This window comes from Falsiphaeobacter marinintestinus (assembly GCF_007923355.1).
GTDB classification, from domain to species: Bacteria; Pseudomonadota; Alphaproteobacteria; order Rhodobacterales; family Rhodobacteraceae; genus Phaeobacter_A; species Phaeobacter_A marinintestinus.
Map to the genome: position 1 here is coordinate 503,368 of NZ_VOGO01000001.1, position 23,774 is coordinate 527,141.

Annotated in this window: 25 protein-coding genes; 10 read left to right on the forward strand and 15 right to left on the reverse strand. The window is 57.5% G+C overall.

The window, feature by feature from the left end:
* Nucleotides 1-6 precede the first annotated feature (6 nt).
* The 6 genes from FOY56_RS24040 to FOY56_RS02540 form a co-directional block, all read right to left on the reverse strand.
* Nucleotides 7-1,719 carry a calcium-binding protein gene (locus FOY56_RS24040; RefSeq protein ID WP_281288783.1) on the reverse strand — a complete coding sequence of 571 codons (1,713 nt, stop codon included), beginning with the start codon at nt 1,717-1,719 and terminating at the stop codon, nt 7-9.
* A 262-nt stretch (nt 1,720-1,981) separates the two neighbouring features.
* The gene (locus tag FOY56_RS02520) at nt 1,982-3,616 is read right to left on the reverse strand and encodes a calcium-binding protein (RefSeq protein WP_146344214.1); all 1,635 of its coding nucleotides are present in this window, start codon (nt 3,614-3,616) and stop codon (nt 1,982-1,984) included.
* A gap of 149 nt (nt 3,617-3,765) precedes the next feature.
* Complete coding sequence (gene groL / locus FOY56_RS02525; RefSeq protein ID WP_146344215.1) at nt 3,766-5,409, reverse strand: chaperonin GroEL; 1,644 nt, start codon at nt 5,407-5,409, stop codon at nt 3,766-3,768.
* Between the two features lie 65 nt (nt 5,410-5,474).
* Nucleotides 5,475-5,762, reverse strand: a complete 288-nt coding sequence (locus FOY56_RS02530) for a co-chaperone GroES (RefSeq protein ID WP_146344216.1) — start codon at nt 5,760-5,762, stop codon at nt 5,475-5,477.
* Between the two features lie 162 nt (nt 5,763-5,924).
* Nucleotides 5,925-6,563 (reverse strand): sulfotransferase family 2 domain-containing protein, encoded by a 639-nt coding sequence (locus tag FOY56_RS02535; protein WP_146344217.1) that lies wholly within the window; start codon nt 6,561-6,563, stop codon nt 5,925-5,927.
* A gap of 57 nt (nt 6,564-6,620) precedes the next feature.
* Complete coding sequence (locus tag FOY56_RS02540) at nt 6,621-7,310, reverse strand: DUF2161 domain-containing phosphodiesterase (protein WP_146344218.1); 690 nt, start codon at nt 7,308-7,310, stop codon at nt 6,621-6,623.
* Nucleotides 7,311-7,417: 107 nt separating this feature from the next.
* On the opposite strand from FOY56_RS02540, the gene FOY56_RS02545 reads away from it, so the two are divergent.
* From FOY56_RS02545 to FOY56_RS02555, 3 genes are all read left to right on the forward strand, one after another.
* A complete protein-coding gene (locus FOY56_RS02545) occupies nt 7,418-8,401 on the forward strand; it encodes a TraB/GumN family protein (RefSeq protein WP_146344219.1) in 984 nt (327 codons plus the stop codon).
* 33 nt (nt 8,402-8,434) lie between these two features.
* On the forward strand, nt 8,435-9,421 hold the full coding sequence (locus tag FOY56_RS02550; RefSeq protein ID WP_186766219.1) for a TraB/GumN family protein: 987 nt from the start codon (nt 8,435-8,437) through the stop codon (nt 9,419-9,421).
* Between the two features lie 116 nt (nt 9,422-9,537).
* A complete protein-coding gene (locus FOY56_RS02555) occupies nt 9,538-10,458 on the forward strand; it encodes a manganese-dependent inorganic pyrophosphatase (protein WP_146344221.1) in 921 nt (306 codons plus the stop codon).
* 107 nt (nt 10,459-10,565) lie between these two features.
* Here the strand turns inward: FOY56_RS02555 and FOY56_RS02560 are convergent, their stop codons facing one another.
* The gene (locus FOY56_RS02560; protein WP_146344222.1) at nt 10,566-10,871 is read right to left on the reverse strand and encodes a hypothetical protein; all 306 of its coding nucleotides are present in this window, start codon (nt 10,869-10,871) and stop codon (nt 10,566-10,568) included.
* 219 nt (nt 10,872-11,090) lie between these two features.
* Between FOY56_RS02560 and FOY56_RS02565 the strand changes: the two genes are divergently transcribed.
* From FOY56_RS02565 to FOY56_RS02590, 6 genes are all read left to right on the forward strand, one after another.
* Entirely contained in the window at nt 11,091-11,966 is an 876-nt protein-coding gene (locus FOY56_RS02565; protein ID WP_146344223.1) for a TIGR01459 family HAD-type hydrolase, read from the forward strand.
* Nucleotides 11,967-12,071: 105 nt separating this feature from the next.
* The gene (locus tag FOY56_RS02570; protein WP_146344224.1) at nt 12,072-12,515 is read left to right on the forward strand and encodes a MaoC family dehydratase; all 444 of its coding nucleotides are present in this window, start codon (nt 12,072-12,074) and stop codon (nt 12,513-12,515) included.
* 84 nt (nt 12,516-12,599) lie between these two features.
* Nucleotides 12,600-12,995 carry a hypothetical protein gene (locus tag FOY56_RS02575; protein ID WP_146344225.1) on the forward strand — a complete coding sequence of 132 codons (396 nt, stop codon included), beginning with the start codon at nt 12,600-12,602 and terminating at the stop codon, nt 12,993-12,995.
* Nucleotides 12,996-13,074: 79 nt separating this feature from the next.
* Nucleotides 13,075-14,007, forward strand: coding sequence for a bifunctional riboflavin kinase/FAD synthetase (locus FOY56_RS02580; protein WP_146344226.1), 933 nt, complete (start codon nt 13,075-13,077; stop codon nt 14,005-14,007).
* Entirely contained in the window at nt 14,004-14,474 is a 471-nt protein-coding gene (locus tag FOY56_RS02585; RefSeq protein WP_146344227.1) for a YcgN family cysteine cluster protein, read from the forward strand. The genes FOY56_RS02580 and FOY56_RS02585 overlap by 4 nt, the downstream gene beginning before the upstream one ends.
* Nucleotides 14,474-15,523: a threonine aldolase family protein gene (locus tag FOY56_RS02590; RefSeq protein WP_146344228.1), complete on the forward strand. Its 1,050-nt coding sequence runs from the start codon at nt 14,474-14,476 to the stop codon at nt 15,521-15,523. Before FOY56_RS02585 ends, FOY56_RS02590 begins: the two co-directional genes overlap by 1 nt.
* Nucleotides 15,524-15,526: 3 nt before the next feature.
* Here the strand turns inward: FOY56_RS02590 and FOY56_RS02595 are convergent, their stop codons facing one another.
* On the reverse strand, nt 15,527-16,339 hold the full coding sequence (locus FOY56_RS02595) for an alpha/beta fold hydrolase (protein WP_146344229.1): 813 nt from the start codon (nt 16,337-16,339) through the stop codon (nt 15,527-15,529).
* On the reverse strand, nt 16,339-16,941 hold the full coding sequence (locus FOY56_RS02600; RefSeq protein WP_146344230.1) for a 2-hydroxychromene-2-carboxylate isomerase: 603 nt from the start codon (nt 16,939-16,941) through the stop codon (nt 16,339-16,341). Before FOY56_RS02600 ends, FOY56_RS02595 begins: the two co-directional genes overlap by 1 nt.
* Before the next feature lie 107 nt (nt 16,942-17,048).
* Here FOY56_RS02600 and FOY56_RS02605 point away from each other — a divergent pair, with 107 nt between their 5' ends.
* On the forward strand, nt 17,049-18,068 hold the full coding sequence (locus tag FOY56_RS02605) for a ribose-phosphate pyrophosphokinase (RefSeq protein ID WP_146344231.1): 1,020 nt from the start codon (nt 17,049-17,051) through the stop codon (nt 18,066-18,068).
* A gap of 75 nt (nt 18,069-18,143) precedes the next feature.
* On the opposite strand, the gene FOY56_RS02610 is transcribed toward FOY56_RS02605, so the two are convergent.
* From FOY56_RS02610 to FOY56_RS02635, 6 genes are all read right to left on the reverse strand, one after another.
* Nucleotides 18,144-18,497, reverse strand: a complete 354-nt coding sequence (locus FOY56_RS02610) for an H-type lectin domain-containing protein (protein WP_146344232.1) — start codon at nt 18,495-18,497, stop codon at nt 18,144-18,146.
* Nucleotides 18,498-18,618: 121 nt separating this feature from the next.
* The gene (locus tag FOY56_RS02615; protein WP_146344233.1) at nt 18,619-19,032 is read right to left on the reverse strand and encodes a F0F1 ATP synthase subunit epsilon; all 414 of its coding nucleotides are present in this window, start codon (nt 19,030-19,032) and stop codon (nt 18,619-18,621) included.
* Between the two features lie 10 nt (nt 19,033-19,042).
* A complete protein-coding gene (atpD, locus tag FOY56_RS02620) occupies nt 19,043-20,467 on the reverse strand; it encodes a F0F1 ATP synthase subunit beta (RefSeq protein WP_146344234.1) in 1,425 nt (474 codons plus the stop codon).
* Between the two features lie 20 nt (nt 20,468-20,487).
* Nucleotides 20,488-21,363 carry a F0F1 ATP synthase subunit gamma gene (locus FOY56_RS02625; protein ID WP_146344235.1) on the reverse strand — a complete coding sequence of 292 codons (876 nt, stop codon included), beginning with the start codon at nt 21,361-21,363 and terminating at the stop codon, nt 20,488-20,490.
* 14 nt (nt 21,364-21,377) lie between these two features.
* Nucleotides 21,378-22,916: a F0F1 ATP synthase subunit alpha gene (gene atpA / locus FOY56_RS02630; protein WP_146344236.1), complete on the reverse strand. Its 1,539-nt coding sequence runs from the start codon at nt 22,914-22,916 to the stop codon at nt 21,378-21,380.
* Nucleotides 22,917-23,477: a F0F1 ATP synthase subunit delta gene (locus FOY56_RS02635; RefSeq protein ID WP_146344237.1), complete on the reverse strand. Its 561-nt coding sequence runs from the start codon at nt 23,475-23,477 to the stop codon at nt 22,917-22,919. It abuts the gene before it with no gap.
* Nucleotides 23,478-23,774 lie beyond the last annotated feature (297 nt).

The window sequence follows — 23,774 nt, forward strand, 5'->3', positions numbered from 1 at the left end:
CGTTATTCAGCCGATTATTATATCGTCCAGGAAAATGTTCAGGTCCGTGACACCGTTCACGGTAAGGGTATCACCGCCCCCAAAGTCAAAAACTGCGCGGTTGCCGACGATAGACCCAAATTCGTCTATAATCTCGGATGCCAGATAACCGGTCACACCAAGGGCGGCCCCATCCAGTACGATTTCGTCGCGGTTGTCGTCGAAACGTACAATGCGGTCGCGACCGGCATTGAAATGAAACTCGTCAGACCCAGCGCCGCCATTCAGGAAATCATTGCCGCCCCCGCCGATCAGCACGTCGTTGCCACCACCGCCATTGACGCGGTCATTGCCCAGGCCTCCGTCCACGGTGTCATTGCCACGATCGCCGTTCAGAACATCCCGGCTGCCTTCGCCGCGAATCTCGTCATGGCCATTGCCGCCTTCGATAACATCAGCGCCGCTGCGCCCGCGCAGGTCGTCATTACCGCCGCGCCCTTTGATGATATCGGCACCATTGGTGCCTTCGATGACATCGGCGCTGTCGGTTCCGATCAACTGCGATTCAAAGATCCGGAGAAAAACACCGTCGCCGTCGCCATCCTGATTGTACCCTTCCCAAACGACGGCGATCCGACCGTCTTCCAGAACGGTGACGTCAGCATCATCCTGATAAACACCAGTTCCGACGGTCGTATTGACCTGCACAGGGTCGCCCACCAGCTCTCCTTCAGCGTCAAACCGCTGCATATAGGTGTTTTCATTTCCAGCCATTTGTTCGTTGCCAGCAACATCCACGGTCACGGTCACGACGAACCCACCGTCAGGCAAAATCTCGACGCGCGGCTCATAGACGCTTGCACCTGGAACGCTTTGCGTGACCGGCGGGGCCAACGGCACACCGTTGGCATCATACATCTGACCGACCACTTCATTGCCGGAGTCAGTAGCGCTCCAGCCAACAACAACAAAGCGGCCATCCGGGAACGTCGCGACACTGAACGCGCCGTTGAACGCCACCCCGGAAAATAATTCAAATTCACCACCGATGGGGCGTCCGATTGGGGACAGGATCTGCCCGTGAGAAGTCCCGCCGACCCAATCGCCATTTACGTCATAAACCGGATTCTGCCATGTCACGATGACCCGCCCATCGGAAAACGTGTCCACCTGTGGCGCACGCTGGTCACCTACTGTTGTGGAGTTAATCCCGATTTCCGCCCCCAGCGGATTGCCGGCACTGTCATAGCGTTGTCCGCGAATCCCATGACCGTCGCCATCCGGGCCATCGCTGAACCACACCACAAGGAACCCGCCCGTGTTCAGAGCTGTGATTTCCGGCCAGTCCTGTTGGCCAGCGGCGAAACTGTTGACTTGAAACTGAGGCCCCGTCGGGGTTCCATCCGGCGCGAATACCCGTGCCATGATTTCAGTTTCAGGCAAGGAGCCGCCATAAGAATTCCAGGTAACAATCCAGGATCCGTCCGCCAGCACTTCGACCCGCGGATTAGACTGTGAGATTGTTGTTGTGGTGTTGACCCGGACGTTGCCACCAACCGTGTTGCCGTCGGAATCGTATACCTGCTGAAAGATGGTGTTACCGACGCCAAATGGGCCAAAGGATTCCCAAACGACGATAAAACCGCCATCCGGAAGGGCCGTGATGCGCGGGTCGTCCTGATTGTTTGCAGTAAACGAATTTACAAGAATCTCGCCAGTTTCAGGCACAAGTTCCGACATCAATAAGCTCCGCATAATACAATTTGGAAAAATAGGTTATCTGGTTCGGATCAGACCCAATACAGGCAAACCTGTCAACAGTATGGCTTTTGAAATGTCAAAGGTCGCCTCCTGCTCCATCCCGCAAACGGTTTCGCCGGCATCGCCGGACACCGTGATCCGGCGTCCCGCCAATTACAGGGCCAGCCAGAACGGCGTCGGCTGTCAAACACCCGACGCAAAGATGAAACTGCACCACTCTTTACCCGGTGCCTTCTTCAGCCTACCCGATGATCAGGTCGTCCACAAAAAGGCCAAGGTCCGCCACTCTGTTCACTGTCAGGATATTGCCCTCGCCGAAATCGAAAAGGGCGATATCCCCGACCATGGTCCCGAACGTGTCAATGACTTCTGAGGCAGAATACCCGACGATCCCCAACTCGGCACCATCCAGCACGATCCGGTCACGGTTGTCATCAAAACGGACAATACGGTCCTTACCGGACGAGAACCGGAATTCGTCCCAACCGCCCCCGCCATTCAGGATGTCATCGCCGATGCCACCATCCAGAGTATCGTCGCTGCGCCCTCCGATCAGATGATCGTCGCCGCCCCCGCCCAAAAGAACATCATTAAAGCCTAAGCCAAAAATCGTATCATCAAAATCGGTCCCGACCAGGTAATCCCATAAACCCGTCCCGTACATATCAGCGTTGTAGATGCGGGCATAAACATCCGTGTCGAAGTCCGAGAAGGTCAGTTGCTCCCGACCTTGCCAGGCGACAACGACATTGCCATCAGCCAGCACGGCAACATCTGAGTAGTTGCTGTCGAACCCGGACGCAGACTGAACATTGACCTGGTAAGGGTCGGCGAACTGCCGCCCGAATGCGTTGAACCGCACCAGGAACGTGTCTGTCTGTTCATCCGAAACACTCGTGTCTTCCAACAGAACCGAATAGGTCACCGCGTACCCCCCGTCAGGCAGTGCGGCAAGCTGCGCGTTATAGATGCCATCACCGACGTCGGGTTTGATAAACAGATCCTTTACAGGTTCACCTTCGTTCGAAAGCTTTTCAACGACAATCGATGACGACCGCCCGCCCAGGGGGCTGCCGTTTCCGACGACAAGAAACTCTCCTGACGGCAAGGCAACAACGTCAGTGACAAACCGCTGGCCATTGTCCGCGAACAGTTCAAATTCGTCCCCGATGGCCTGACCGTCTTCGGTAATGATCTGAGCGACCGCTTTGGTTTCTGTGATATGACCCGAACGAGCGATTTCGACAACCTCCATCCAGACCAAGGCGACATTGCCATCGCTTAACGTCGTGACAATCGCATTGTTCTTGCTCGTGGGGGACACGGTCTCAAACTCGATTTGCGGTCCAATTGGTCCATCCGCATCAGCCTTTTGCGCCCGCATTTCGGTTCCCCAGCCGGTTGGCCCTCCGACAACCTCCCATGCCACCAGGAAAGCGCCATCGGACACTGCAGTCACCGACGGGTCGGCGGGCTTGTCCAAGTCATCAAGGACGACGGTGATTTCGTCGCCTTTTCGCGTGCCATCCGCGTCAAAGACCTGCGCCAGAATGCTGTTTGCCTGCGGCCAGGCGTAAATATCGAAGTGCTGCCAGACGACGACCCAGGATCCGTCGTCCAGCAGTTCAACCTGCGGCTCCTTGTGAACCTGACCGGGTCCTGTTTCGGCATTGACCTGAATGTTCTCGCCCATTGGTGCGCCACTGGAATCATAGCGCTGCATCATGACGTATGCGGGACCGTAATCAGAGACATAGGTCGTCCAGACGACGACAAAACTGCCGTCTGACAGACCGATTGTTTTGGCTTCTTCCTGCTCGCCTCTTTGGATTGTGTTGACAGGAATTTCACCGGTTAGTGGAAAAAAATAGGCCATCGCAATCTCCAAATTAGCATCAGTTTTAAAAACAATTTGGGTCAATTATTGCATTCCAAAAGCGGAATTCAAAGACAATTTTCTGCAAACAAAAAAAGGAGGCCGAAAACGGCCTCCTTTCTCGGTCGAACCAATTGGTCCGGCGTGATTTACATCATGCCGCCCATGCCGCCCATGTCGGGCATGCCGCCAGCGGCACCGCCACCGTCTTTGGACGGCTTGTCGGCAACCATGGCTTCGGTGGTGATCAGCAGGCCAGCAACCGAGGCTGCATCTTCCAGAGCTGTACGAACCACTTTGGCCGGATCGATAACGCCGAACGCGAACATGTCACCATATTCTTCGGTCTGAGCGTTAAAGCCGAATGCAACGTCGTCGCTTTCGCGGACTTTGCCAGCAACCACGGCACCGTCAACACCGGCGTTTTCAGCGATCTGGCGCAACGGCGCTTCGATGGCTTTGCGCACGATTACGATACCGGCGTTCTGGTCAGAGTTTGCACCTTTTAGTTCAGCCAGTGCCTTACCAGCCTGAACCAGGGCAACACCGCCGCCTACAACGACACCTTCCTGAACAGCAGCACGAGTCGCGTTCAGAGCATCGTCGACACGGTCTTTGCGCTCTTTCACTTCGACTTCAGTCATGCCACCGACGCGGATCACGGCAACACCGCCGGCCAGTTTGGCAACACGTTCCTGCAGCTTCTCACGGTCGTAGTCGCTGGTGGTTTCTTCGATCTGGGTGCGGATCTGAGCAACGCGTGCTTCGATCTCGGCTTTTTCGCCAGCACCGTCGACGATGGTGGTTTCGTCTTTGGTGATTTCGATTTTCTTGGCCGAACCCAGCATGTCCATGGTGACGGACTCAAGCTTCATGCCCAGATCTTCCGAGATCACCTGACCGCCGGTCAGGATCGCGATGTCCTGCAACATGGCCTTGCGGCGATCACCGAAGCCCGGTGCCTTGACTGCTGCGATTTTCAGACCGCCGCGCAGTTTGTTGACCACGAGGGTCGCCAGCGCTTCGCCTTCAACATCTTCCGCAATGATCAGCAGTGGCTTTTGCGACTGGATCACCTGCTCGAGCAGCGGAACCATCGGCTGAAGCGACGACAGTTTCTTTTCGTGCAGCAGGATCATGCAGTCTTCCAGATCTGCAATCATCTTGTCAGCGTTGGTCACGAAGTAAGGGCTCAGATAGCCGCGGTCGAACTGCATGCCTTCGACGACATCGGTCTGGGTTTCCAGGCCTTTGTTCTCTTCGACGGTGATCACGCCTTCGTTGCCGACTTTCTGCATCGCACCGGCAATCTGCTCGCCGATTTCGACTTCGCCGTTCGACGAAATGGTGCCGACCTGAGCAACTTCAGCGCTGTCTTTGACTTCGCGCGCTGCGTCTTTGATGCCCTGAACAACCTTGGCGGTGGCCAGATCGATACCGCGCTTCAGATCCATCGGGTTCAGGCCAGCAGCAACCTGCTTGAGGCCTTCTTTGACGATGGCCTGCGCCAGAACGGTCGCAGTCGTGGTGCCGTCGCCGGCTTCGTCGTTGGTGCGGGAAGCAACTTCCTTCACCATCTGGGCGCCCATGTTTTCGAACTTGTCTTCCAGTTCGATTTCTTTGGCAACCGAAACTCCGTCTTTGGTGATGCGCGGTGCGCCGAACGACTTGTCCAGAACCACGTTACGGCCTTTGGGGCCCAGGGTCACTTTGACGGCGTCGGCAAGAATGTTCACGCCAGCCAGCATACGGTTGCGGGCATCGGTGTCGAATTTGACGTCCTTAGCAGCCATGTTTGTCTCTCCTCAGAGTATCTTAGTGGGATGAAAACGGTCAGGGATCAGAGAAGCCGGGTGGCTTACTCGATGATGCCCATGATGTCGCTTTCTTTCATCATCAGCAGTTCTTCGCCGTCAACGGTGACTTCGGTACCCGACCATTTGCCGAACAGGATCTTGTCGCCAGCCGATACGGCCATCTCGATCAGTTCGCCGCTGTCTTTGCGGGCGCCTTCACCACATGCGATCACTTCGCCTTCGCTGGGCTTTTCCTTTGCGCTTTCGGGGATAATCAACCCGCCAGCAGTTTTTTCGTCGCTTTCGGTACGACGAACCAGCACACGGTCATGAAGCGGTTTCAATGCCATCTTTGCAGCTCCTTAAGGCTCAAAGTTCGTTTGTCCTGACCCCGCCTCACGGGACGGGATCGTTATCACTCACCTTGGTCGAGTGACAACGACGCATAGCTAGGCATGGCAATGTTGCGAGTCAACAGGCCTGTTTGTATTTTTCGCAAATTCTAGGGCTGGTCAGGGGTCATACCCGAAACACTGAAAATCTTCGGCGTATCGGTCCTGCAGAAATCGTTTTTGCGGCACCGTCAAATCCTGCCGCCCTGGCCCGAACTTCGGCTTGGAAGCATTCTTATGCGGGACGTCTGGAATGGTGCCCAGCATGGTCTGCCAAAGGCCCGCCATTTCGACCGCCATCTGTTCCAGATGGACGATGTGGGGCACAAGGCTGCGCCCTTCACTGTCCTGAACATAGGTGACCTGCGGCACCAGATGGCGGGCGATATCCAGCTTTTCATCCTCGGGCGTCCAACGAATGAAATCATCAAAACCCACAGCCGGATCCCCCTTCCTTTTCCAGGATGCCGCGCGATAGCGGTATTCAGAGATCATCCGATCATAAGGATGGCGCACGATCGCAAACCGCGTAAAGGCGTCGAATTCGGCCTGGGTCACATGGCCCAGCGCAACGTATTCGGACGCATATAGATGCGCGAGCCGGGTTGGTCCGTTTTCCTTGTCCGGGTTGCGGCCCAAACCTAGCTGCCCACGATCCCGCCATGCCAGTCCGGCGTCCTTCAGAAAGACGGATTCGATGCTTTGCCCGCCAGTCTTGGGGATGTGAACGAACAGGGTTTTGCGGCTACGTGAAATCACAGGCTGGTCCGGCGCTCTGTTGGGCTCCGGCGACTGTGCGGCCGCCTGACGCGTTGGTCAACCATCGCCGGTCGCGCTTTCGTCTTCCCAGCTATAGGCCCAGTGTTGCAGCCCGGCTGTGCCTTGATCGGTCAACCCGTAGATCCCTTTGGACACCCGCTCGAACCACCCATAGTGATTGTCGGCCATCAGGCGGGTCGCATTGCCCACACCTGACGCTTTGGCCACATCCGACCCTTTCGACGGCCCGGCTTCGGCCAAATGCGCGGCACAGCGCAACGCGTCCTGACGATAGGCGGTGACAATACCGTGCCGGGTTGCCCCGCCTGCGTTCGGATCACCTGTTAGCCGGTCGAATTCGCGCAGCAGCCTGTTGGCACGCTTCTTGGATTTACGCGGCGCATACGGACCGGGATCACATTGCACTTCGACACGCTGATCCGTGCGGATCGTGATCAGCCCCAGCCCCAGCCTTCGGCACATGGCCGTGTTGTCTTTGAGCGCCCGGCGCGCCGTCTTGCCGGTCGGTTTCGGCACCGCAATATAAACCAGATCAGTCACCGATAGCCGGGTTATCGCCTGATGATAAAGGCTAAGCGAAAACCCGACTTTCAATTCGACTATCACCGGCGGCTCGTCACCGCGACAAGCGACGACATCAGCTGCGCCAACCTCGCCCTTGACGGTATACCCCTGCCGTTCGAACAACGCTTTGATAGGCGGATAGAGATCTTGTTCACGTGCCATGCCGTCATGCTAATCCCGGTCTGCGCCCGCGGCAATCGTATGCCCGGGGTTGTTCGCATAGGGCCATCCCCCTAACTGTTTCCCATGCAGAGTGGTGCAACGCGTTCATGATTCGACTGTTTTTGATAAGCCTTGTGCTTCTTTGCGCAACGGGTGCTTGGGCAGGATGCAGCGGGACGGACCTGCGCCAACGGCTGACCCCGCAATATGAGGCACGCCTGAAGACCGAAGTTGCCAAGGTCCCGTTCGCCTATGGCAACCACTGGATTGCAAAAAAGGGCAACCAGTCCATTCATGTCGTCGGCACCCAACATTTCGGCGATTCACGGATGCGGTCGGTCATGCGTATCTTGACCCCGGTGATCGCAAAGGCGGATGCGGTTCTGCTGGAAGTGACCAAGCGCCAGATGTCCACATTCTGGGAGGATATGCGCAAGGATCCTTCGGCCATCATGATCACCTCGGGCAAAACTATCGACGAGATGCTGTCGGCAGAAGACTGGCAACGCCTGCGGATCGCGCTTGCCGACACCGGGCTAAGCGATCAACAGGCCGCTCGGTTGCAGCCCTGGTTGCTGTCTTTTTATCTCAGCAGATCCGGCTGTGGTGGACGCGGGATTGGCCCCTCTGCCGGTCTGGATGATCGGATCGAACGGGCCGCAGCGCGCAACCGTGTCCCTGTCGGCGGACTTGAAAACACCGGGTCGGGGATGAAGATGCTGGCCCGACAGCCCATGCGCGACCAGTTGAAGCTGCTGCAGATGGATCTGCGCAGCAGCCTGAATTCAGACGATCAGATCGTCACACTATCCGCGGCCTATTTCGAAGAAGCGCTGGCCGAAGCCCGGATCGTTCAGGAATGGACCATGTACCGGGATCTGGATGTACCGCGCAACGAAGTGATCCGGCTGTTGCGCCAGTTCGATGCCCTGATACTGGACCGCCGCAACCGCGCCTGGATACCGGTCATTCAGCGCACCAAGGGCGACCTGCTGGTCGTCGCGGTGGGGGCGGCTCATCTGCCAGGTCGGGTGGGTGTTCTCAACCTGCTCAAGGCCCAGGGCTATACCTTGGAACGGGCTGCGTTCTGAGTGATGGCTCCGCACACGAACAGGAGGCACCACATGGCCCGATTGATTGCCGCTTTGACCGCATTGTTGCTGATGACCGTCTCAGTGCAGGCGGGCTGCAGCGGAACCGATCTGCGTGAGGCACTGTCAGAATCTGACCTGCAAGAGATCCGGGCCGTCGCCGACGCCACCCCGTTCGCTCAGGGCAATCATTGGATCGCCAAACGCGGTGGTCAGACGGTCCATCTGATCGGTACATTGCATTTGAATGACCCGCGCATGGCAGACATCGCCAAACGACTGGCCCCGGTGATCCGGCAGGCCGATCTGCTGCTGTTAGAGGTCAACCAGGACGCATTCGGCGATTTTATGAAGTCATCCGGCACCGACATGTCCGGTCTGTTGCTGACTTCGGGTCCAACTCTGATCGATGTGATGGGGGACGAGAAATGGCAAAAGTTCTCGATAGTACTGAAAGAAAATCAAATCCCGCCAATGATGGCTGCAAAAATGCGCCCGTGGCTGTTGGACCAGATGCTGTCCCTGCCCCCTTGCCTGCGCAAGGCAAAGGACGCGGTTCTGGGCATGGACAAACGTCTTGAACAGATCGCCATAGCCGCGGACGTGCCGGTGGCGTCGCTTGAAACCGTGGCAGAACTGCTGGACATCCTGAACAGCAGACCCCTGGAGCAACAGGTCGACGACTTGCTGACATCGATTGCGATGTACGGCAGCTCGATGGATATGCACGCGACGATGGCCGAAGGTTACTTTGATGAGGATGTTGTTTTCATCATGGAATTGGTGCGCCGCACCGCCGCGACGCTGTCGATTGGCGACCCGGACGACTGGGATGCGCGGTGGAACGCGTTCATCGCCGCGCTGCTGATCGAGCGGAACAACCGGTGGATGACGCGGATTCCCGCCTTTGATCAGCCCAATCTGGTGATCGCGGTCGGGGCCGCACATCTATCTGGGTCATCGGGCCTTTTGAACCAGCTTCAGGATCAGGGCTTTTTGCTGGAACGCGCGGCTTTCTGATCTCTGACGCACCCGAACCTCTGACGAAGGGTCGCAGGCACCACGCGCGCCCGTGACAAGCCCGGCTGCCATCCCTATAAGGCGGCAAATTCCCAACCTTCACAGGATTCTGCGCAATGACGATCCAGGTTCTTGGACATAAGTCCCCCGACACTGATTCCACCGGCTCCCCCCTGATCTGGGCCTGGTATCTGAACGAAATCAAAGGCACCGACGCCAAGGCCGTGCTGCTGGGCGAGCCCAACACCGAAGCTGCATTCGTGATCGAAAAATGGGGTTTTGATAAGCCCGAGATCATCAGCGGCGTCGAAGCTGGTGCTCCGGTTGTCATCGTCGACACCAACAACCCGGCCGAACTGCCCGATGCGATCAACGATGCCGACATCCTGGCGATCATCGATCACCACAAGCTGGTCGGCGGCCTGGAAACCAAGGGCCCGATCGACATCACCGTGCGTCCGTTGGCCTGCACCGCGACCATCATGTACGATCTGATGGGCGACGACGCCGACAAGATGCCCGACAACATTAAGGGCGCGATGCTCAGCTGTATCCTGTCCGACACGTTGGAGTTCCGCTCGCCGACCACCACCGACGTCGACAAGGCACTGGCCGCAAAGCTGGCCGCCGAACTGAACATCGACATGGGCGCCTATGCGTCGGAAATGTTCGAAGCCAAATCCGACATCTCGGCGTTCTCGGATGCCGAACTGATCCGGATGGATTCGAAAGAATACGAAGTCGATGGCACCAAGTTCCGCGTTTCGGTTCTGGAAACCACCGCACCGAAACTGGTTCTGGACCGCAAGGCCAGCATCATGACATCGTTCGCCGATGTCGCCAAGGAAGACGGCGTTGACGAAGTTCTGCTGTTCGTTGTCGACATCCTGAACGAAGAAGCCACGCTGTTTGTGCCTAACGATCTGGTAAAAGGCGTAGCTGAAAAAAGCTTTGGTGCCAGCGTCGACGGCGACGCGGTTGTGCTGCCCGGCATCATGTCACGCAAAAAGCAGATCATTCCGAATCTCAAAGTCTGAACGGACCAATTGATCTTCCAGTAATTTAATGGCTGGCGTCGGGTTTTCGACGCCAGCCATTTTCGTTTCAGACCGAGGTCTTTGACGCCTTTATGAGGCGCCCCTTCCTATTTGTCGTACCCATGACCCCCAACCGCGCCAGCAGGGCCACCGCCCTCGCCCAACCCGCTGTTGGAACTGGCCACGCCGCCGCCGGGGGTCGTGCCCATTTTGCCATGGGCACTGCGTGACATCGCGCCGTTCATTTCATCCTGACCGGGGGTTCCAACGCTTTTTGCCTGATTGCTGTCATGGTTCGCGGACACCACCGAGTCGTCACCGTCGGCCCAGGAATTGGCATGCGCTGCCATGGCCCGGCTGCTCGCTGTGGTCAGGATCAGACCCGTCATGCAAATCATCATGATCTTGTTCATTCTTAGTGTCTTTCTTGTTGTAGTTGCCTGTAGCACGAGACAGGTATTAAAACTGGAATGTATTGATAAGACCTAAAAATTCGCCACATTTTGATTTCGGCAATCCTCTGCCCATGCCTCAACGGCACCCTGCATTGTGCGGCACACGATTGTTCGTGGAAAACCGGGCAATGTCCTGCCATACACGCCCCGAAACGATCCCTTCTCAGGAGCCCCAAGATGACCCAAATCATCCCGTCCCTCGCCGAGGTTTCAGACCGCTATGACGCGTTGTTTGTCGACCTTTGGGGCTGTGTCCACAATGGCGTCACCGCTTACCCCGAGGCCGTGGCCGCGCTTGCCGCCTATCGCAAACGGGGCGGCACGGTGGTTCTGCTCACCAATTCACCCAAGCCGCGCGCGGGCGTGGCCAAACAGCTGCAGGGATTTGGCGTCCCTTCTGACGCCTATGACACCATCGCCACCTCGGGCGACTCGGCGCGCGCTGCCATGTTCAACGGGGCCGTTGGCCGCAAATTGTTCTTCATGGGCGAATGGGGTCGCGATGAAGAGTTCTTTCACCCGCTCACTGTCGTCGAAGATCCGGTCGACATCGAACTGGTCAAACTGGAAGACGCCGAAGGCATCGTCTGTTGCGGACCTTTTGATCCGATGGCGGACCCATCCGAAAACCGGCCACAGTTCCTCTATGCCAAGCAGAAAGGCCTGAAACTGCTCTGCGCCAATCCCGATATCGTGGTGGACCGTGGCGAGGTTCGGGAATGGTGTGCAGGGGCGCTGGCGCGCTTGTACACTGAGATGGGTGGAGAAAGCCTGTATTTCGGCAAGCCGCATCCGCCGATCTATGACCTTGCCCGCCGCCGTCTGGCAGCGCTTGGAAAGGACGTGCCCTCAAGCGCCATTCTGGCCATAGGCGACGGCGTGCACACCGACATCGCCGGATCGATGGGCGAAGACATTGATTCTCTGTTCATTTCGGGCGGTTTGGCCGCAGCCGACACAAAAACCGTGTTTCAGCCGGATCCGGACGCCCTAAATGCCTATCTTCAAACAGAAAAGTCTAATCCAACCTATACCATAGGCCAACTGCGCTAATCAAAATTTGGGGTTGATTTTCTGCGCATGCAAAGTAATAAAGTTACCCAACAGACGTATGGGTCAGCCCATATATTACTTAGCCGACAGGAAAGAGAGGGCGACATGTTGGATAATCTGCCTCGCGGAACGATCTGCATTGAAGATCTCGAAATGGGTATGACCCGTCATCTGCGCAAAGTGGTCACCGACGAAGACATCGAAATGTTCGCCAAGGTATCGACCGACCACAACCCGGTGCATCTGGACGACGATTATGCTGAACACACCATGTTTCGCGGCCGTATCGCGCATGGCATGCTGACCGCTGGCCTGATCTCGGCCGTGATCGGAGAACAGTTGCCGGGTCATGGTACGATCTATCTGGGTCAGTCGCTCAAGTTTCTGGCTCCGGTGCGCCCCGGCGATATGGTCTATGCCGAAGTGAAAGTGGCCGATATCGACATGTCCAAGCGCCGCGTGCTGCTGGATTGCCACTGTGCGGTTGATGGCAAAAAGGTCCTGATGGGTCAGGCCACCGTTCTGGCGCCAAGTAACAAGCTGGATTGACCAGGAAACCCGTCATATAACCTGCGTGTTATCATTCGGAGGCCATTTGGCCTTCGTTCTTTTATTGGAATAGGGGTTTTCATTATGATCGCATTTTCACGCAGTTTCGTTGTAACCACTTGTTTTGCCATTGCGGCGTCTGGCTCTCAGGCTATTGCCGCAAATTGCGGCAACCCAAATGACACTCGGGACAAGTGGCTTGCCGAATGGGTCGACTTTATTCCCTCAAAAGGGAAAACAACGTCTTTCGAGGGTAAGAGCTACAGCCAGAAAGAAGCAATCGACTGGGCATCCAAAGACATTGTGGATGTTTATGCCAGACGCGGCTCGGACCTGTCCAAAAGCCCGGCTGGTATGTCCGCGTATACTGTAATCAAACTTGGCGGAAACGACAGAAAGGCAAAGAAATCGTACGAAAAGACATACGGCGATGGCAGTTATGCAGATGCAGCCGCTTGTTGGCAACGATTTCAAGACTGAGTTCACCTTACCACTAACATGCTGAACCCAGCGGAACGGAAGGCTTGCACCCGGTTCCTTGGGGCGCTAACTGAGCCTCATGCGGATCATCCGGGACTATCAATTCGTAGAACCCCAGGATCGCGGCGCCAGCGCCGCGATTGGCAATTTTGACGGGGTGCATCTGGGTCACCAGTCGGTGATCCAGCTGGCCCGCGATGTGGCCCCCGACGCGCCCTTGGGTGTGATGACATTCGAGCCGCATCCGCGCGAATTCTTTGCGCCTAAATCGCCCCCCTTCCGCCTGATGCGACGTGACGCGCGCGCGCACCGTTTGGAAAAGCTGGGCGTGGACAAGCTGTATGAGCTGAACTTCAATGCGGCCCTTGCCGGTTTGACGCCCGAAGAGTTCGCCAAAAGCGTGATCGTCGACGGGCTGGGCCTGTCCCATGTGGTTGTCGGTGCGGATTTCTGTTTCGGCAAAGGCCGCAGCGGATCGGCCAAGGATCTGATCCGGTTCGGAGAGCAGATGGGCTTTGGTGTCACCATCGCGCCATTGTTGGAAGAATCCGAAAACGTGGTGTCATCAACAGCGATCCGCTCGGCTTTGAGCAACGGCCAGCCGCGCGACGCGGCGGCGATGCTGGGTCACTGGCACCGGATCGAAGGCAAAGTCATCGGCGGCGAACAACGCGGCCGTGAGCTGGGGTTTCCAACTGCAAACATGTCAATCGAAGGGCTGCATCCGCCGGTCTTCGGCGTCTATGCTGTTCTGGTCGACGTTCTGGATGGCCCCCACGCCGGAAGCTATGGTGGAGCCGCGTCGTTGGGCTTGCGACCCATGTTCAACGGCCAGATCCCGAACCTTGAAACCTTTATCTTCGATTTCTCGGGCGATCTTTATGGCGCGACCCTGTCGATTGCCTTGGTCGACTATCTGCGCCCCGAAATGAAGTTTGACGGGCTTGACGGTCTGATCAAACAGATGGATGCCGATTGCCTCCGCGCGCGTACGATTTTGGCCGCCGAATGAACGATCCAATTGAACGATCCGGCCTGAGCCCACGCTTTTGGCAAAACAAACCGCTGAAGCGTCTGAACCAGCAAGAATGGGAAGCCCTGTGTGACGGCTGCGGCAAATGCTGCCTGAACAAGCTGGAAGACGAAGACACCGGCGAAGTCGCCCTGACCCGCGTGGCCTGCCGTTTGCTGGACGATGAAAGCTGCCACTGCACACAATATGACATTCGGCATCAATTCGTGCCGGAATGCATCGTGCTGAAGCCTGACAACCTGGACAGCCATGCCTATTGGATGCCACGAACCTGCGCCTATCGGCTTCTCTGGGAAGGCAAGCCGCTTTACGATTGGCATCCGTTGATTTCCGGTACAGCCGAAAGTGTACACAATGCCGGCGTTTCCGTACGGGACCTGACCGTCAGTGAATTCGAAACGCCCGAAGAAGAATGGGAAGACCACATAATCGAGGAGCCGATCTGATGTTCTTTGCCTCTGACAATTCCGGTCCGGTGCATCCACAGGTGATGACCGCCGTCGCCGAAGCCAATACCGGTTACGCCTGGGCCTATGGGGCTGATCCTCAGATGGATGAAGTCCGCACCAAGATCCGCGAGATCTTTGAAGCCCCCGAAGCCGCCGTCTATCTGGTGGCAACCGGCACGGCGGCGAATTCGCTGGCGTTGGCGACATTGACCCAACCTTTTGACACTGTGTTCTGCTCGCCCGTCGCACACATCCACGAAGACGAGTGCAACGCGCCAGAGTTCTATTCGGGCGGGGCCAAGCTGACGCTGGTGCCGGGGGGCGACAAGATGACCCCGTCTGCCCTGCGCAAGACCATCGCCGCCGAAGAAACCCGCGGCGTGCACGGCCCGCAGCGCGGCCCGGTGTCGATCACGCAAGTGACCGAGCGTGGCTCGGTCTATTCATTGGACGAACTGGCGGCACTAACAGCCGTCGCCAAGAACTTTGATCTGCCGGTTCATCTGGATGGCGCGCGGTTTGCGAATGCGCTGGCGGCGCTTGGATGCACGCCTGCAGAAATGACCTGGAAACTGGGCGTTGATGTTGTGTCGTTCGGCGGCACCAAGAATGGCTGCATGGGCGTCGAGGCGGTGATCTTTTTTGATCCCAAACACGCGTGGGAATTCGAACTGCGTCGCAAACGCGGTGCGCATCTGTTTTCCAAGCACCGTTTCCTGTCCGCCCAGATGCAGGGGTATCTGAAAGATGGTCTGTGGCTGGAAACAGCCAAACAGGCCAACGCCCGCTGTGCCCGTCTGGTTGACGGTCTGGAAAAGGCGGGCGCTCGGTTCCTGACCACGCCGCAGGCCAACATGATCTTTACCGCCTTCCCGCGTCGGATCCATCAACGTCTGCACGATGCCGGAGCGGCCTATCACCTGTGGGACGGCACATTGGAGGGGGACGACCCCGAAGAGTTGCTGGCCGCGCGATTGGTCTGCGACTGGTCGATCACCGAAGATCAGATCGACCAATTCCTGAACCTGTTTCACGAAGACGACTAAACTCTAAAGGCTGGCGCGTTCGTAAAGGCTGCGCAGGTGCCCGGCTGTGTCGCGGGGATGCGTGATTGGCAGCATATGCCCTGCGCCATCTATCACGACGTTTTCAGCGTTCGGCAGGCGCCATTGCAGCCCATCGTTCACGGCTCCGATCACAGGATGTGATCTCCCGCCGCGCATCAACAGGCACGGCGCGGTTATGCGATCCAGCACACCGGGTTTCAGCAACCCCGCCAGATCGTCATAGATTGGAGCGCGGCAGGCCGGGACGAAACGAATGCTGCGGATCATCGACGCGCGCGAGGTTTCCGGCATATCGGCCCAGCGGGATTTGCCTTCGCTCCACATTCGGTTGAACACGCGGGCGGCGTGGGCGTCGTCCCCGGCTTCCAGTGCCAGCTGGAAAGGCGCGTTGTCGCGTTCATGCTGTTCTAGCAGATCCGGTGCGTCCTGCGCTGCAACCGCGAAGAATACCGGTTCGATCAGTGTCAGGCTGCGAATGCTGTCTGGATAAGCCGCTGCTAGACGCAGGGCGACGGTTGCACCAAAGGAATGACCAATCACATCCATAGGCCCGGTCAGAAACTGGGCAGCGATCTCGGTCATGCGGTCCTGAATATCGCCCTGACCATCCCAGTCAGGGCTGCGCCCGTGGGTCAACATGTCAAAGGCGATAAACGTCGCCTCTTTGTCCAGATGTCCGGAGACCCCGCGCCACGCGGCCGAATGCGCCAGCGAACAATGGATCGCAAGAACCGCACGCGGTCCCTGCCCCATTGTCCGCGAGAACACCTGCTGGGACAGCACGGGTTTGTCCATCAGGCTTTGATGTCGCTCAGGTAGTCGTCCAGATCGTCCATCCGATCTTGCCCCCAGAACCGTTCATCGCCATCGACGATATAGAACGGCGCACCGAACACGCCGCGTTCGGCGGCTTCTTCAAGGTTCGCCGCATAGGTTTCAGCACCCTCCAGCAACCCGCTGTCGGCCAGAGATGGATCAAACCCGGCCTCTTCCAGACAGGCCCGCACAATCGCATCTTCGGCGATATCTTTTTCGTCGGCCCAGACACAGCGGGTGATCGCATGCGCCAGCTTGCCCAGATCGCCGCCACCGGCGTTTTGCGCCGCTATAAAGGCATAGGCTGCGGGCGCGCCGTTTGTTGGCCAATGCGCCGGCTGAATATTCAGCGGCAGGCCGGTTTTCTTGGACTGACGGCGCAATTCCTGCGCGCGGTATTCCTGACGTGATGGATGACGATCTTTTGGCGGAGTGCCGCCGGTCCGCCCGAACAGCGCCACGATATCGACTGGTTTATACGCAATTGTTGCGCCGTGCTTGGCTGCAATATCTTCCAGCCGGGTTCCGCCCAGATAGGTATAGGGCGACAGTGTCGCAAAATAGTAGTCGATATGTGCCATGGGTGATTTCTCTCTCCGTCAACCTTTGCGGGACCGTAAGGCCGTGTTAAGCGGTGTCAACATCACGAATCTGTCATACCGACCTTGCTGATTGGGGATAACAGCATATGGCCCGACTTAACGAACCCAAGCTGATCGCTGGGAACGCAAATACTCCGCTTGCCGAATCGATTGCCCGCCGCATGACAATGCATCGCGGTATGGACGTCGGGCTGGTCGACGCCCGTGTCGAACGGTTCAACGATGGCGAAATCTTTGTCGAAGTTTTCGAAAACGTGCGCGGCGAGGACATGTTTGTCCTGCAATCCACGTCCAACCCGGCAAATGACAACCTGATGGAGCTGCTGATCATCTCAGACGCGTTGCGCCGGTCGTCCGCCCAGAGGATCACGGCGGTGATCCCCTATTTCGGTTATGCGCGTCAGGACCGTCGCACAAAGGCCCGCACACCGATTACGGCCAAGCTGGTGGCAAACATGCTGACCGGTTCCGGGATTGAACGGGTTTTGACCATGGACCTGCACGCGGCCCAGATTCAGGGGTTCTTCGACATACCCGTCGACAACCTTTATGCCTCACCGATCTTTGCGCTGGACGTGCGGACGAATTTCAAGGATCGGATGGACGACATCATGGTCGTGTCCCCCGATGTTGGCGGTGTGGCCCGGGCGCGGGAACTTGCCAAACGGATCGATTCTCCGTTGGCGATCGTTGATAAACGCCGCGAAAAACCCGGTGAAATCGCCGAGATGAACGTGATTGGTGATGTGACTGGCAAGATCTGCCTGATCGTCGATGACATTTGCGACACCGCCGGAACCTTGTGCAAGGCGGCCGAGGTTCTGCTGGAAAACGGCGCGTTGGAAGTGCATTCCTATATCAGCCACGGCGTACTCAGCGGCCCTGCCATCGAACGGGTGACCAATTCTGTGATGAAATCGCTGGTCATCACAGACACGATTCAACCGACCCCCGAAGTTTTGGCTGCTCCGAACATCCGGATCGTTCCAACCGCCCCGATCTTTGCGCAAGCGATCATGAATATCTGGAACGGCACATCGGTGTCGTCGCTGTTCGAAGACAAATCGCTGACGCCGATCTATGAGTCGCTGTACCACATGGATTGATCTTTGGATCTGTGACGTTCAAAAGGGCCGCCCGATGACTTCGTGGCGGCCTTTTTTTTGTGTCCCCGTCCCTGCCTAGTCAGGGATATCCCAGTCGTCGAAATTTTTGAGTTCACCGATCGCCATCCACGCGACCCTTATCCGGGCCACACGGCTATCCAGCCAGGTGCTGAATACGATATCGAACTGGGTTTTGGTGATGTTCTCGGCCACCAGCTCTGCGCGCAGGGCCGCACTGGTATCTACATCCCACATGGAAATGCTCACGTGCACTGAGGGTTCTGCACGAAAAGGTTGGTCGAACGTCACGGTCATCCGGCGTTCCCGGCTGCCTTCGCCGGTCCACATTTCCCCGCCGTCTTCGAAATCCGAAAACAGTGAAACGTCGCCTTGATCGATCCCGATACTTCGGTTCTGTAAAATCTTCATCTGGCTATTTTGTTGCCCGTTTTTCTTACCCTAGTCGGTATGGCGCTGGAAAAAAGGGGAAAATGAAAGGCCGGCCCGAACCCGGACCGGCCAATAATGTTCAAATCCGCAGAAAGACGGATCAGAGCGACATGTGATCGCCCAGGGCTTCCATGTCGGCCAGAAGCTTGGCCGCTTCATCCACGATAGACGGATGCTCGGACTTTTCCTTGGCAGCCTCGTGCGCCACGCGGGCGTCCGCGATCAGCTCGTCCAGATGTCCGCGGTTGACCTCGGTCACCGGGATGGCCTTTTCGGCCAGCACCGACATCGCCGATCCGCCGATTTCGGCGAACCCGCCGGTCACAACGTATTCGGTGGTGCCTTCAGGTCCTTCGACCTTCAGGATACCGGGCCGCAGCGTGGTGATGGTGGGGGCATGATCCGGCATTGCCGTCATGTCCCCGTCCGCGCCGGGAAGCTGGACCGCGCTGGCCTGAAGCGAAGCAAGGCTGCGCTCAGGGCTGACGAGATCGAATTGCATGGTGTCTGCCATGAGACCCCCCTTATGCCGCTTCTGCGGCCAGTTTCTCGGCTTTTGCGATCACGTCGTCGATGCCGCCAACCATGTAGAAGGCTGCTTCGGGCAGGTGATCGTATTCGCCAGCAACAACCGCTTTGAACGATTTGATCGTGTCTTCAAGCGGAACCTGAACACCGTCCGAGCCAGTGAACACTTTCGCAACGTCGAAAGGCTGCGACAGGAAGCGTTCGATCTTACGGGCACGGGCAACGGCCAGTTTGTCCTCTTCCGACAGTTCATCCATGCCAAGAATGGCGATGATGTCCTGAAGCGACTTGTAGCGCTGAAGAACCTGCTGCACGTCGGTGGCGACTTTGTAGTGTTCATCACCGATGATGAGCGGGTCCAGAAGACGCGAGGTCGAACCCAGCGGATCAACGGCGGGATAGATACCCTTTTCCGAAATCGCACGGTCCAGAACGGTGGTTGCGTCGAGGTGGGCAAACGATGTGGCCGGCGCGGGGTCGGTCAAGTCATCCGCAGGAACGTACACGGCCTGAACCGATGTAATCGAACCGTTTTTGGTCGACGAAATCCGTTCCTGCATCGCACCCATGTCGGTGGCCAGTGTCGGCTGATAGCCCACAGCCGAAGGAATACGACCCAGTAGAGCCGAAACCTCGGAACCGGCCTGTGTGAAGCGGAAAATGTTGTCGACGAAGAACAGAACGTCCGAACCCGTGTCGTCCCGGAACTGTTCCGCCAGGGTCAGACCCGACAGAGCAACCCGCATACGCGCACCCGGAGGCTCGTTCATCTGGCCGTAGACCAGAGCAATTTTCGACTCGGGCAGGTTATCGGGAACGATAACGCCGGATTCGATCATTTCGTGATAAAGGTCGTTGCCTTCACGGGTCCGCTCACCAACACCGGCGAACACGGACACACCCGAGTGCACCTTCGCGATGTTGTTGATCAGTTCCATGATCAGAACGGTTTTGCCAACGCCGGCACCGCCGAACAGACCAATTTTACCACCCTTGGTGTAGGGGGCCAGCAGGTCGATGACCTTGATACCTGTGGTCAGGATCTCGGTGGCTGTCGACTGTTCTTCGAACGCAGGTGCGTCGCCGTGAATGGGGCGCGTACCGGTTGCTTCGACGGGGCCTTTTTCGTCAACCGGCTCGCCGATGACGTTCAGGATGCGGCCCAGAGTGGGCGTACCAATTGGAACAGCGATAGGCGCGCCGGTGTCGGTCACTTCCTGACCGCGAACCAGACCTTCGCTTGCGTCCATCGCGATCGTGCGAACGGTGTTTTCACCTAAGTGCTGAGCAACTTCGAGTACCAGTGTTTTACCGTTGTTGTCAGTGGTCAGGGCGTTCAGGATTTGAGGCAGATCATCGCCGAACTGCACGTCCACAACGGCGCCGATCACCTGGGTGATTTTGCCTTTTGCGTTTGCCATGTTTCGTCTCCGGTTGTCTTTTACAGCGCCTCGGCGCCGGAAATAATTTCAATCAGCTCGTTGGTGATCACGGCCTGACGCGAGCGGTTATACTGAATGGTCAGCTTATCGATCATGTCGCCAGCATTGCGTGTCGCATTGTCCATCGAACTCATGCGGGCACCCTGTTCGGACGCGCCATTTTCCAGCAGAGCGCTGAAGATCGCGGTCGCGACGCCTTTGGGCAGCAGGTCGGCCAGAATGGCTTCTTCGCTGGGCTCGTAATCGTACAGAGCCGCACCAGCATCGTCCTCGGTCTGTTCGAACGAGGCCGGGATGATTTGCTGGGCCGTGGGCACCTGGGTGACGACATTGACGAACTTCGCATAGAAGATCGTCGCAACGTCGAAATCGCCCCCGTCAAAGCGGGACAGAACGTCTTTTGCGATGTCCTGGGCGGTGGCATAACCCATCACCTTGACTTCGCTCAGATCGACATGGCCGACAAAGCGGTCGCCATATTCCCGTTTCATCGAGTCGCGGCCTTTTTTGCCGACAGTCAGAATTTTGACTGTCTTGCCTTCGGCCCCCAGCCGGTCCGCGTGAGCGCGGGCCAGCTTGACGATGTTGGTGTTAAAGCCGCCACACAGGCCACGCTCAGAGGTCATGACGACCAAAAGCTGTACCTGATCGCTGCCCGTGCCACTCAGCAGTTTGGGGGCGCTGTCCGATCCACCGACCGAAGCGGCAAGCCCGGCCATAACGGCGTTGAACCGTTCGGCATAGGGGCGCGACTCTTCAGCAGCTTCCTGGGCACGGCGAAGTTTCGCCGCGGCCACCATCTGCATGGCTTTGGTGATCTTGCGGGTCGATTTGACCGACTCGATCCTGATTTTAAGGTCCTTAAGACTCGGCATTGCCTCGTCCCCCCTTAAGCGAAGTCAGCTGCGAATTCGTCCAGCGCGGCCTTGATCATGTCCTCGGCATCGCCTTTGATCTTGGGATCTTCTTTGGTGATGAAGTCCAGAAGTTCGGCGTGCTTGCTGCGCAGGTGCGCCAGCATGCCAGCCTCAAAGCGACCAACGTCTTTGACGTCAACCTTGTCGAGATAGCCTTTGGTACCAGCATAGATGACGCAAACGATTTCGGCGTTGGTCAGCGGCGAATACTGCGGCTGTTTCATCAGCTCGGTCAGACGCGCACCACGGTTCAGCAGCTGCTGAGTTGCGGCGTCAAGGTCAGAGCCGAACTGGGCAAAGGCCGCCATTTCGCGATACTGGGCCAGCGACAGTTTCACCGGACCGGCAACCGACTTCATCGAGTTGGTCTGAGCCGACGAACCCACACGCGAAACCGACAGACCGGTGTTCACAGCAGGACGGATGCCCTGATAGAACAGTTCGGTTTCCAGGAAGATCTGGCCGTCGGTGATCGAGATCACGTTGGTCGGAATAAACGCCGAAACGTCGCCACCCTGGGTTTCGATGACCGGCAGAGCCGTCAGCGAACCCGAGCCATAGTCTTCGTTCAGCTTGGCCGAACGTTCCAGCAGGCGCGAGTGGAGATAGAAGACGTCACCAGGATAAGCTTCACGTCCGGGCGGACGACGCAGCAGCAGCGACATCTGACGATATGCAACGGCCTGCTTGGACAAGTCATCATAGATGATCAGCGCGTGCTTGCCGCTGTCGCGGAAGTATTCTGCCATCGCGGTTGCGGCGTAAGGTGCCAGGAACTGCATTGGTGCAGGCTCGGACGCGGTTGCAGCCACGACGATCGAATAATCGATGGCGCCGCTTTCTTCCAGCTTCTTGACCAGCTGAGCAACGGTCGACCGCTTCTGGCCGATCGCCACGTAGACGCAGTAAAGCTTTTTGCTTTCGTCGTCTCCAGCGGCTTCGTTGTACACTTTCTGGTTCAGAATGGTGTCGAGCGCGATGGCGGTCTTACCGGTCTGGCGGTCACCAATGATCAGCTCTCGCTGGCCACGGCCAATCGGGATCATCGCGTCAACTGACTTGAGGCCCGTTGCCATCGGTTCGTGAACCGACTTACGCGGGATGATGCCCGGCGCTTTGACGTCGGCAACGCCGCGCTCGGTTGTTTCGATCGGGCCTTTGCCGTCGATCGGGTTACCCAGGCCGTCTACGACGCGACCCAGCAAAGCCGGACCGATCGGAACGTCCACGATGGAGTTGGTCCGCTTGACGGTGTCGCCTTCTTTAATGTCGCGGTCAGAGCCGAAGATCACGACACCGACGTTGTCGGCTTCCAGGTTCAGGGCCATGCCCATGATGCCACCCGGGAATTCGACCATTTCACCGGCCTGAACGTTGTCGAGGCCGTAGATACGGGCAATACCGTCACCCACGCTCAGCACGCGGCCGATTTCTGCCACTTCGGCATCTTGACCAAAGTTCTTGATCTGGTCCTTCAGGATTGCAGAAATCTCTGCAGCTTGGATACCCATTTATCCGACCTCTTTCATTACATTCTGGAGGGACGCGAGCTTCGAGCGGATCGACGTGTCGATCATTTTCGAACCCACTTTAACGACAAGACCGCCAATGAGGCTTTCATCGACGGCAGTATTCATGGTGACGGCTTTTCCGACGCGTTTGGTCAGGGTCTCGGCCAGCTTTTTCGATTGCGCATCGGTCAGCGGCTGAGCCGTGGTCACATCGGCAGTGATTTCGCCGCGCTCGTCTGCCAATTGGTCACGCAGGGCGCGCAGCAGGGCGGGAACAACGAACAGACGGCGTTTTTGCGCCATCAGAGCCAGCGCGTTTTGCATGACGCCGGCCAATTTCATTTTCTTGGCAACGGCTGAAATCGCGGCTTCCTGTTCGGCGCGCGACAGCAGCGGCGAAGAAATCACGCCCCGCAGGTCCGCGCTTTCATTCAGAGCCGCTTCAAGATCATTGATGCTGGTTTCAAGACCGCTGAGGTTCTTGCGTTCTTTCGCGATCTCAAAGATCGCGGCGGCATAGCGCTGAGCAATGCCTGCGGAAATCGAAGCTGGTTCGGACACGTCCACCCTTCCGACATTTTGGCCCCGGTTTGCCGCCATATTGCGACGCCCGGGGGCGTGAAGACGGCCCGCTTGAGTGCAAACCATCAAAATCAGCGTGGATGTAGCAGAGCCATCCCAACCCCGCAACATACTATAGCGGTAACGCCATTTGCACTAAATCGTTGTTTTTCAACACCTTACTAAAAGTGCGACCGTTTGCGCGTCTGGCCGGAGTTGAAAACTACAACAATTTTGCAGGTTTTCGCGATTCCTGCACGCGAAATTGTCCGGCAGCCCCTTGCTGTCGGCAGCCTC

Coding starts and splice junctions, on each gene's coding strand:
- FOY56_RS24040 (WP_281288783.1), bottom strand. CDS start 1,719: ATGTCGGAACTTGTGCCTGAAACTGGCGAGATTCTTGTAAATTCGTTT.
- FOY56_RS02520 (WP_146344214.1), bottom strand. CDS start 3,616: ATGGCCTATTTTTTTCCACTAACCGGTGAAATTCCTGTCAACACAATC.
- groL (WP_146344215.1), bottom strand. CDS start 5,409: ATGGCTGCTAAGGACGTCAAATTCGACACCGATGCCCGCAACCGTATG.
- FOY56_RS02530 (WP_146344216.1), bottom strand. CDS start 5,762: ATGGCATTGAAACCGCTTCATGACCGTGTGCTGGTTCGTCGTACCGAA.
- FOY56_RS02540 (WP_146344218.1), bottom strand. CDS start 7,310: ATGGCACGTGAACAAGATCTCTATCCGCCTATCAAAGCGTTGTTCGAA.
- FOY56_RS02545 (WP_146344219.1), top strand. CDS start 7,418: ATGATTCGACTGTTTTTGATAAGCCTTGTGCTTCTTTGCGCAACGGGT.
- FOY56_RS02550 (WP_186766219.1), top strand. CDS start 8,435: ATGGCCCGATTGATTGCCGCTTTGACCGCATTGTTGCTGATGACCGTC.
- FOY56_RS02555 (WP_146344221.1), top strand. CDS start 9,538: ATGACGATCCAGGTTCTTGGACATAAGTCCCCCGACACTGATTCCACC.
- FOY56_RS02560 (WP_146344222.1), bottom strand. CDS start 10,871: ATGAACAAGATCATGATGATTTGCATGACGGGTCTGATCCTGACCACA.
- FOY56_RS02565 (WP_146344223.1), top strand. CDS start 11,091: ATGACCCAAATCATCCCGTCCCTCGCCGAGGTTTCAGACCGCTATGAC.
- FOY56_RS02570 (WP_146344224.1), top strand. CDS start 12,072: ATGTTGGATAATCTGCCTCGCGGAACGATCTGCATTGAAGATCTCGAA.
- FOY56_RS02575 (WP_146344225.1), top strand. CDS start 12,600: ATGATCGCATTTTCACGCAGTTTCGTTGTAACCACTTGTTTTGCCATT.
- FOY56_RS02580 (WP_146344226.1), top strand. CDS start 13,075: ATGCGGATCATCCGGGACTATCAATTCGTAGAACCCCAGGATCGCGGC.
- FOY56_RS02585 (WP_146344227.1), top strand. CDS start 14,004: ATGAACGATCCAATTGAACGATCCGGCCTGAGCCCACGCTTTTGGCAA.
- FOY56_RS02590 (WP_146344228.1), top strand. CDS start 14,474: ATGTTCTTTGCCTCTGACAATTCCGGTCCGGTGCATCCACAGGTGATG.
- FOY56_RS02595 (WP_146344229.1), bottom strand. CDS start 16,339: ATGGACAAACCCGTGCTGTCCCAGCAGGTGTTCTCGCGGACAATGGGG.
- FOY56_RS02600 (WP_146344230.1), bottom strand. CDS start 16,941: ATGGCACATATCGACTACTATTTTGCGACACTGTCGCCCTATACCTAT.
- FOY56_RS02605 (WP_146344231.1), top strand. CDS start 17,049: ATGGCCCGACTTAACGAACCCAAGCTGATCGCTGGGAACGCAAATACT.
- FOY56_RS02610 (WP_146344232.1), bottom strand. CDS start 18,497: ATGAAGATTTTACAGAACCGAAGTATCGGGATCGATCAAGGCGACGTT.
- FOY56_RS02615 (WP_146344233.1), bottom strand. CDS start 19,032: ATGGCAGACACCATGCAATTCGATCTCGTCAGCCCTGAGCGCAGCCTT.
- atpD (WP_146344234.1), bottom strand. CDS start 20,467: ATGGCAAACGCAAAAGGCAAAATCACCCAGGTGATCGGCGCCGTTGTG.
- FOY56_RS02625 (WP_146344235.1), bottom strand. CDS start 21,363: ATGCCGAGTCTTAAGGACCTTAAAATCAGGATCGAGTCGGTCAAATCG.
- atpA (WP_146344236.1), bottom strand. CDS start 22,916: ATGGGTATCCAAGCTGCAGAGATTTCTGCAATCCTGAAGGACCAGATC.